Source organism: Streptomyces sp. NPDC053076 (assembly GCF_044546845.1).
Classification (GTDB): Bacteria; Actinomycetota; Actinomycetes; order Streptomycetales; family Streptomycetaceae; genus Streptomyces.
Genome location: NZ_JBITZL010000004.1, coordinates 745,487 through 752,924 on the forward strand (window position 1 = coordinate 745,487; position 7,438 = coordinate 752,924).

8 protein-coding genes are annotated in these 7,438 nt (G+C 71.9%); 6 read left to right on the plus strand and 2 right to left on the minus strand.

The annotated features are described in order from the left end of the window. Positions 1 to 149: 149 nt before the first annotated feature. Positions 150 to 1,496: a helix-turn-helix domain-containing protein gene (locus ACIGYR_RS20675; protein ID WP_400014275.1), complete on the plus strand. Its 1,347-nt coding sequence runs from the start codon at positions 150 to 152 to the stop codon at positions 1,494 to 1,496. 106 nt (positions 1,497 to 1,602) lie between these two features. Then, positions 1,603 to 2,529: an ornithine carbamoyltransferase gene (locus tag ACIGYR_RS20680; RefSeq protein ID WP_399597507.1), complete on the plus strand. Its 927-nt coding sequence runs from the start codon at positions 1,603 to 1,605 to the stop codon at positions 2,527 to 2,529. A gap of 60 nt (positions 2,530 to 2,589) precedes the next feature. On the opposite strand, the gene ACIGYR_RS20685 is transcribed toward ACIGYR_RS20680, so the two are convergent. Both ACIGYR_RS20685 and ACIGYR_RS20690 read right to left on the minus strand, forming a co-directional pair. Then, positions 2,590 to 2,802: an MbtH family protein gene (locus ACIGYR_RS20685; protein ID WP_399597504.1), complete on the minus strand. Its 213-nt coding sequence runs from the start codon at positions 2,800 to 2,802 to the stop codon at positions 2,590 to 2,592. 38 nt (positions 2,803 to 2,840) lie between these two features. Beyond that, entirely contained in the window at positions 2,841 to 3,134 is a 294-nt protein-coding gene (locus ACIGYR_RS20690; protein WP_399597501.1) for a hypothetical protein, read from the minus strand. 229 nt (positions 3,135 to 3,363) lie between these two features. Here ACIGYR_RS20690 and ACIGYR_RS20695 point away from each other — a divergent pair, with 229 nt between their 5' ends. From ACIGYR_RS20695 to ACIGYR_RS20710, 4 genes are read left to right on the plus strand one after another with little or no spacing between them, the layout of a single operon-like run. Continuing rightward, positions 3,364 to 3,801 (plus strand): cobalamin B12-binding domain-containing protein, encoded by a 438-nt coding sequence (locus ACIGYR_RS20695; protein WP_399597498.1) that lies wholly within the window; start codon positions 3,364 to 3,366, stop codon positions 3,799 to 3,801. Further along, positions 3,798 to 5,087 (plus strand): methylaspartate mutase, encoded by a 1,290-nt coding sequence (locus ACIGYR_RS20700; protein WP_399597496.1) that lies wholly within the window; start codon positions 3,798 to 3,800, stop codon positions 5,085 to 5,087. The genes ACIGYR_RS20695 and ACIGYR_RS20700 overlap by 4 nt, the downstream gene beginning before the upstream one ends. Further along, positions 5,084 to 6,073, plus strand: coding sequence for an asparagine synthetase A (locus ACIGYR_RS20705; protein ID WP_399597494.1), 990 nt, complete (start codon positions 5,084 to 5,086; stop codon positions 6,071 to 6,073). The genes ACIGYR_RS20700 and ACIGYR_RS20705 overlap by 4 nt, the downstream gene beginning before the upstream one ends. After that, the gene (locus ACIGYR_RS20710; protein ID WP_399597492.1) at positions 6,070 to 7,326 is read left to right on the plus strand and encodes a glutamate synthase-related protein; all 1,257 of its coding nucleotides are present in this window, start codon (positions 6,070 to 6,072) and stop codon (positions 7,324 to 7,326) included. Before ACIGYR_RS20705 ends, ACIGYR_RS20710 begins: the two co-directional genes overlap by 4 nt. Positions 7,327 to 7,438: the final 112 nt, after the last annotated feature.

Here is a 7,438-nt window from a genome sequence, read left to right on the forward strand (position 1 = left end):
ATCGTAACGGCATGCGGAACGCTGCGGTACTGCGACGGGAATCGTTCGGGAAGCAGTTCATCCAGTCTCTTCCTCGTTGGCAGGCAGCTCGTCGACTCGGGTCGCCAACCTGGCATTTGGCCAAGAATCTGAGGATAAGGGGGAGACCTATGAATTCCGAGTCCACACCCGGTCTCGATGTGCTGCTGCAGAATGCACGGCGGCGGGCGGGGCTCACCCAGGCACAGCTCGCCGGGCTTGCCACGGTGAGCGTACGCGCCATCCGGGACCTGGAGCAGGGCCGCGTACGAAACCCTCGCAAAGAAACACTCAAATTGCTGGCAAATGCCATGCGTATGAGCGATGCCCGGCGGGTCGAGCTCGAATTGGCCGCCGACGCCCACGCGGCGGGCCGGGTCCTGCAGTCCCTCTACAGCGCCGAACTGGCCGCCCCGCCCACCCCGTTGCGCCCGCTCGTCGGCCGGCGCGCCGAACTGGAGGCGCTGATCGACCGGTTGGACAACCGGCACGACCGGCTGCTGACCCTGGTGGGACTGCCCGGGGTGGGCAAGTCCCGGCTGGCCCAGGAGGCCGCGCTGGTGCTGCACGCCCGGGACCGGATGCCGGTGCTGTGGGTCCCCATGGACCGCGCCCCGGACGCCGGCCCGGAGCAGGGCCCGCAGGCGCCGCTGGCCGGGTGGGTCCGCTCGCTGATCCGCGACGGCGACCGCTTCGAGGAGCTGACCTCGGTCATCGGGGACAAGCCGACCCTGATCGTGCTGGACGGCCTCGACGACTCGGCGCCCGCGGTTCCCGCCCTGCTGAACCTGCTGCGTGCCTGCGAGCGGCTGAAGACCATCGTCACCTCACGGCGGGTGACCCAGCCCCCGGCCGGACGCCTGCTGCCGCTGGCCCCGCTGCCGGCACCGGCTCCGGGCGCCGCCGAGTGCGCGCTGCCGGGCGACTCAGTGGTCGCGGGCCGGCCCGCCGTCGAGCTGATGCTGTCGTACGTCAGCCACATGCGTCCCGACCTGCTGCCCACCGACGCGGTCACGACCGCCGTCGCCCACATCTGCCACCGCGTGGACGGCATCCCGCAGGCTCTGGAGGCCGCCGCCTCCTGGCTGCTGCTGTACTCGCCGGACCAGCTTCTCGACATCGCCCGCGCGACCCCGCTGCTCCTCGTCGACGGTGTCACGCCGGCGACCTCGGAGCCGGGCACCACACTCAGCGAGCAACTGGGCGCCACCCTGAGCGAACTGGACGACCGCACCGCCGACCTGCTCACCACCCTGGCGGCCCTTCCCGAGCCGTGGACGGTGGACGCCGCGGCCCGCGCGGACGGCAGGCCGCTGACCGAGACCGCCCGGGACGTGCACGGCCTGCTGCTGCGGGGCCTTGTCCGCCAGCACGCGACGGAGCCCGGCGGGCCCGTGGGGTTCACGGTGCTGAACCTGGTCCGCGAGCTGATGACCGCGCGGCGACCGACGGCGGACCTGGTCGGCGCCGCCGACTGAAGACACCGGCCCCCGCGGTGTCACACCCCGACCCGCCGAAGCCCTCCTGAAGTCCCCTCCCACCCGCATCCGCGACGACCCCCTCTCCACGAAAGGCACCCCACCCATGCGCAACCTCATCTCCCTCGCCGACCTGACGCCCGCCGAGCTGGACCGGATCGTGCGGCGGGCCGTGTTCTTCGGCCGCGAGGGTGTCGACCGCAGGTCGCTCGACGGCAAGCAGGTCGGCGTCTACTTCCGCAAGTCCTCGACCCGTACCCGCACCTCGTTCTGGAGCGCGGCGACCCGGCTGGGCGCCGACGTCATCACATACGGACCGAACGAGTTGCAGCTGTCCACCGGCGAGACCGTCGAGGACACCTCGCGTGTGCTCGGGCAGTACCTGGACGCGCTGGTGGTGCGCACCAACGGCGACGTGGAGGAGATACGGCGGCTCGGCAGCAGCCCGGATCTGGCCGTCGTCAACGCGCTGAGCCTGGACGAGCATCCCACCCAGGCGATCGCGGACCTGGCCACCCTCACCGAGCGGTTCGGCTCACTGGACGGGCTGCACCTCCTCGCCGTCGGCGAGGGCAACAGCTCCGGCGCCGCCCTCGCGCTGGCCACGGCGCTCACCCCGGGGCTGCGGCTGACCCTGCTGTGCCCGAGTGGCTACGAGGTACCGAAGGACAAGCTGGATCTCGCCGACGAGCTGGCCGGCGGCAAGGCCGCGGTCACCCAGATCACCAGCCCGGACGAGGTCGGGGGACCGGTCGACGCCGTGTACACCAGCCGCTGGCAGACGATGGGCGTGCCCAAGGCCGACCCCGACTGGCTGAAGGACTTCGCGGGCTTCCGGATCGACGACGCCTTCCTCGACCGGTTCGGCGGCCCGGACGCCGTGTTCCTGCACGACCTGCCCGCCGTGCGCGGTCAGGAGGTCACGGACGAGGTGCTGGACGGGCCGCGCAGTGTCGCCTGGCGGCAGGCGTACCACAAGATGACGGCCGCGATGGCGGTGCTGGAGTGGTGCGTGGTCTCCTCCGGGAGCTGAACGGACCGGAAAAGGGCCGGGCGGGCTGGAATTTCCAGCCCGCCCGGCCCTTTCGCGGTGTCAGCCCGCCAGCGCCGCGATGACCGAACGCGGTCGCATATCCGTCCAGTTGGCCTCGATGAATTCCATGCATTCCTGCTTTCCGCTCTCTTCCTTCACGAGTTCCCAGCCGGCCGGCTGCTCGATACGGGCGGGCCACAGGGAGTGCTGCCCCTCGTCGTTGACCAGCACGACGTAACGGCCTTCGGAGTCCTCGAACGGATTCGTTGCCATGGTGTCCACCTCTGCGAAATCGGGTTGTGGAGAAGACGCTAGATCCGCGCGGCCGCCTTGCCAGGCAGCAGGCCGGGCAGTTGTGCGGCAACCGGGGTCCGGTGCGCGCGGGTGACCGCGATCCCGGTGGCGACAGTGGCCGCGCGCACCGAGGCGAGCGCCTCGCGCAGCAGTTCCGCGCGCTCCGAGGGGGCCTCCGCGAGACGCGGCCGGCCCGCCCGCACCAGGCTCAATGCCGCTTCCAGCACGGCTACTTGAGCCTCACCCAGCGCCTGGCTGCGGTCGATGCCCGTGCGCGCCCGGTCCAGTACGTCCTCCAGCGTGTCCGTCATGTCCTCACTCCTCACTCGGGTGTCGTGCACCCCAGTGTCGGGCTCCGAGGGGACCGGCGGCGGCAGCCGGCCGCCAACTGCTGCCCGGCTGCCTGTCGGTTGCCGCCGGGGACGCCGGAAACGGTGGCGGCGCGAATCTACGGTGTTGTCCGAAAGGAAGCTCCGGTACCGCCGGAGCCTCTTTCTCCCCTGTCACCCCATGATGTGGACGAAGCGAACAATGAAGCCTGTGGAACGGGCGGATCGCCCTCGATCCGGGCCGCTGGACGTCGTCGTTACCGGACTGCCGTCCGATGCGCACACCTGGAATCTGGTATTCATCCAGCTGTTGCTCGAAGACCTCGGGCACAAGGTCGTCAACCTGGGTCCATGCGTTCCCCAGGACGAAATCGTGGAATCCTGCTGCACATTCGAGCCGGACCTGCTGGTCGTCAGCAGCGTCAACGGCCACGGCTTCAACGACGCCCGGCCGCTCATCGAGGCGGTCCGCTCCCGCTGGGAGCTGGCGGCCCTGCCGTCCGTCATCGGCGGCAAGCTCGGCGTCGGCGGCGGTGACCAGGAGCAGGCCACCGAGCTGATGCGGGCCGGCTTCGACGCCGTGTTCCAGGACGGGACCGGCATCGCCGCCTTCACGTCCTTCGTCGGTTCCCTGGCGGTGACACGGTGAACGCCCTGCACCGGCGCCCGCCGTCCTTCGGCCGTTTCGTCGCCGCGGCGCAGGCCCGCGGAGCGCTCGTGGTGCAGCCGCGGATGGGGTTCTCGGACCCGGCGCTGATGCGGGCCGGTCTGCTGGCCACCAAGGGGGCGGCGGACGCGGTCGTCGGCACCGTCACCATCGACAGCTACACACGGGTGGGCGACGAGCCCTCGGCGGTGCGGGCGCTGCACGACCGGGTCCCGCTCAACGGCTTCCCGATCACCTCCTACAGCCCGCACACCGCGGCCTGGGTGCTGGACGGCGTACGCGACGCCACCTTCCCGGTGCAGGTCCGGCACGGTTCGGCACGCCCCCAGGGCATCGTCGCCGCGCTGGCCCGGCTCGGCCTGGACGCCACCGAGGGCGGGCCGGTGTCCTACTGCCTGCCGTACGGGCGCACCCCGCTGCTGGACTCGGTGCGCAACTGGCAGGAGAGCTGTGAGGCGCTGGCGGCGCTGCGGGCCACCGGCGCGGAGCCGCACCTGGAGACGTTCGGCGGATGCATGCTCGGCCAGCTGTGCCCGCCGGGGCTGCTGGTGGCGATCAGCGCGCTGGAGGCGCTGTTCTTCCACCGGGCGGGGCTGCGCAGCATCTCGCTCAGCTACGCCCAGCAGACCAGCCCCGCCCAGGACCGTGAGGCGGTGCACGCGATGCGCCGGCTGGCCGGCGAACTGCTGCCCGACACCGACTGGCACATCGTCCTCTACACCTACATGGGCCTGTATCCGAGCACCCGGCGGGGCGCCCTGGACCTCCTCGAGCGCTCCGCCGAGCTGGCCGTGGAGACGGGCGCGGCCCGGTTGATCGTGAAGACGACGGCCGAGTCGAACCGGATCCCGACGGTGGCGGAGAACGTCGAGGCGCTGCGCGTGGCGTCCCGGGCGGCGGCCCGGCACGTCGCGGCGCCCGCACCGCTCGCCGACGTCGCCGACGTCGCCGACAACCCCGTCTACGCGGAGGCCCGCGCCCTCGTGGACGCCGTGCTCGAACAGGACGCGGATCTCGGCCGGGCGCTGCTGAAGGCGTTCGCCCGCGGTCTGCTCGACGTCCCCTACTGCCTGCACCCCGACAACGCGGGCCGCACCAGGAGCGCCATCGACCGCGACGGCCGGCTCGTGTGGTCGGAGATCGGGGCGATGCCCCTCGGCCACGTCTCGCGGCGCGGCCGCCGGCTGACGGCGGCGGGCCTGTACGACGCGCTGTCGTTCGTGCAGCGCCGCCATGACACCCCTCAGACCCAGGAGGTAGCAGCATGACCAGCACGCCCGCGTTCCCGTCCTCGCCCGACCAGCACCTGATGCGGGAGAGCACCCGCGCCACCCTGCGGGTCCAGTCCCGCATGCTGGCCGCGACCCGCGCCTTCCTGACCGGGCGCGGCTTCCAGGAGCTGCTGCCGCCGGTGATCGGCCCGGTCACCGACCCGGGCATCCGTGGTTCCAAGCAGGTCGACGTCGACTTCTACGGCCACAAGTACAAGCTGATGACCAGCGCGATCCTGTACAAGCAGGCGTCCCTGCTCGCCTTCGACAAGATCTTCTACATCGCGCCGAACGTCCGTCTGGAGCCTTTGGAGACGGCGGTGACGCACCGCCATCTCGCCGAGTTCCACCAGATCGACGTGGAGATACGCGACGCCCGCCGCGAGGACGCGATGGAGGTCGCCGAACAGCTGGTGGCCTACGTCGTCGACGAGGTGGTCCGTGCGCTGCCGGACGACCTGGAGCTGCTGGGCCGGGACACGGACGCGTTCCGCGAGGTGGTCCAGGGCGTCTTCGGCCGTACGACCCACCAGGAGGCGACCGCCGACCTGCTGGCGCTGGGCCACCCGCAGGACGCGGGCGCCGAGATCGACTGGCAGGGCGAGGAGATCATCTCCGCGAAGAGCAGCCGGCCGTTCTTCGTGGTCGACTACCCGAAGGGCTCGCGCGGCTTCTACGACCGCGAGGACCCGCAGCGGCCGGGCGTCCTGCGCAACTTCGACCTGATCGCGCCCGAGGGGTACGGCGAGCTGGCCAGCGGCAGTGAGCGCGAGCACGACTACGCGGCCCTGGTGACCCGGATGCGGGAGACGGGCGAGAACCCGGCCAAGTACGGCTGGTACCTGGACCTGGCCCGGCGCGGCATCCCCGGTAGCTCCGGCTTCGGCATCGGCCTGGAGCGCTTCACCCGCTACGTCGCCGGCCGCACCGCGGCGTGGGAGGCCAGCGCCTACCCGAAGGTCCCGGGAGTGGTGTCGGCATGAGCACCGTACTGAGCGCCACCGGCTTCCCCGAGGAACAGGTCCGGCACCGGGCCCGGCACGGTGCCGCCGCCGCCTTCCCCGCCCTGGAGGGTTATGGCAGCGGCCTGCTCGGCGCCGACCCGGCCGGGCAGGATCCCTGCGACCTGCTGGAGCGGGCCCGGATCGTGCCCCCGGTGTTCATGCCGGAGCGGCTGAAGAAGCTGATCGAGCTGGCCCGCGAGCCGCTGTACACGGATGTCGAGCTGGACGCGGTGGTCGGCGGGTTCGCCTCCCGGCTGCCGCTGTACGTGTCGGCGTTCGGCTCCACCCAGGTCGCCAGCCGCGATCTCGGCGAGGCGGCGGGCCGGCAGGCGGGGCGGCTGGGCATCCCGATGGTCATCGGCGAGAACGTCGTCCCGGTCAACGGCTACCGTGCCGCGGCCGAGACCGAGGTCTCGCCGCTGCTGGGCCGCATCGCCGCGTACACCGAGGCCGCCGCGGCAAGCGGCAACGAGGGGTTCGGCGGTGTCGTCGTCCAGCAGTCCACCGAGGACGCGGACGCCGAGGTGTGGAACCTCGTCTACAGCGACCCCGTCTGCGAACCCCTGCTGGCCTCCGGCCGGCTGGCCTTCGAGCTGAAGGTCGGCCAGGGTGCCAAGCCGGGGCTGGGCGGGCTGACCGTCCTGGGCCGCGAGGCCGCCGGGCGGGTCGCCGAGCAGTACGCCACCGACGAGGTGTTCGGGGCCCTGGGCGACCGCGTGCTGCGGATCAGCAGCCCCGGCACCTTCACCGAGGAGATCCTGCGCCAGCAGATCCGGCTGATGCGCAACAACTTCCCGCGGGTGAAGGTGTGGGTGAAGCTCCACCCCGGCCGCGATGTCGCGCTCGCGGCGGCCACCGCGTGGGCGGCCGGCGCCGACTCCGTCACGGTCGACGGCGCCGAGGGCGGCACGGCCTGGGCCCCCAGCGGGTTCCTCGGCCAGGTCGGACTGCCGCTCGGCGAGTGCCTGACCCGGATCGGACGCACCGGCAACTGCCTGCTGGCCAGCGGCCGGATGTGGGAGGGCACCCGGGCCGTCAAGGCCCTGGCGCTCGGCGCCCACGCCGTCGGGCTCGGCCGCGCCGCCCTGCTGGCGGTCGACGAGGACGCCGAGGACGGTCTCGTCCGGCTCGTGGAGAGCATCGCGCTGGAGCTGCGGCTGCTGATCAGCGCGGTCGGCAAGTACCGGGTGGACGCGCTGGACGCGAAGGACGTCCTGCTGCCGCCCGGCTGACCTCCCCGAGGCACACCCGATTCCACCAGCACCGCCCTGTTTCGAACACGTCGTGGCTCCCGTCGGTCTCCGGCCCGCCGCGAGACCAGCCAACCGAGCTTCCCGAAAAGGT